This is a genomic window from Plantactinospora sp. ZYX-F-223 (assembly GCF_039649625.1).
Taxonomy (GTDB): Bacteria; Actinomycetota; Actinomycetes; order Mycobacteriales; family Micromonosporaceae; genus Plantactinospora.
This window is the reverse complement of the sequence record NZ_JBDJAV010000230.1, coordinates 1-208: the sequence shown is the minus strand read 5'-3', so window position 1 is coordinate 208 and position 208 is coordinate 1. Positions and strand designations below refer to the sequence as shown.

Below are 208 nucleotides of genomic sequence, written 5' to 3'. Positions count from 1 at the left end.
GCGCACGGTCCGGGCCTTGACCAGTTCCTCCAGCTCGGATTCGTCGCCCTCCACCGGCAACGCGAGCCGGGCGGCCACCTCGCCGGCCACCTCCGCCCGCTTGATCGAATCGATACTGAGATCGGCCTCCAGATCCAGATCGAGATCGATCAGGTCGACCGGGTAACCGGTCCGCTCGCTGAGCACCGCCAGCACCGCGCCCTGGAAG

1 protein-coding gene is annotated in these 208 nt (G+C 68.3%); it reads right to left on the bottom strand.

What is annotated here, in order from left to right; translation table 11 throughout:
- Nucleotides 1-195 (bottom strand): phosphopantetheine-binding protein (locus AAH979_RS43300; RefSeq protein WP_346263921.1); only part of this gene is annotated, 195 nt, incomplete at its 3' end.
- Nucleotides 196-208 lie beyond the last annotated feature (13 nt).